Source organism: Pseudoalteromonas sp. 19-MNA-CIBAN-0066 (assembly GCF_040308705.1).
Classification (GTDB): Bacteria; Pseudomonadota; Gammaproteobacteria; order Enterobacterales; family Alteromonadaceae; genus Pseudoalteromonas; species Pseudoalteromonas nigrifaciens.
On record NZ_JBEONZ010000389.1, the window covers coordinates 1 to 241 of the forward strand.

Consider the following 241-nt stretch of genomic DNA (forward strand, 5'->3'; position numbering starts at 1 on the left):
AAAACTGCCGAAATCATCCGAAAGAATGGTGAGTGGTTCATTTCAGTTTCAATGGAGTATGACACCATTGAGAGAAACTGTGGCACTAAAGCTGTTGGCTTGGATTGGGGTGTTTCTCATTACTTTTCGACTATCGATCAGGATGGTAATTTTGAGCAAGTCGAAAACCCCCGTTACCTCAGAAACAGCAAAGAGCGATTAACCTCTTTACAACGTGACCTCGCGTTAGCGAAAAAAGGCA

1 pseudogene is annotated in these 241 nt (G+C 43.2%); it reads left to right on the top strand.

Features of this window, described 5'->3' with window-relative positions:
- Positions 1-241: pseudogene (locus AAEZ18_RS19545) on the top strand (RNA-guided endonuclease InsQ/TnpB family protein); the annotation flags it as partial.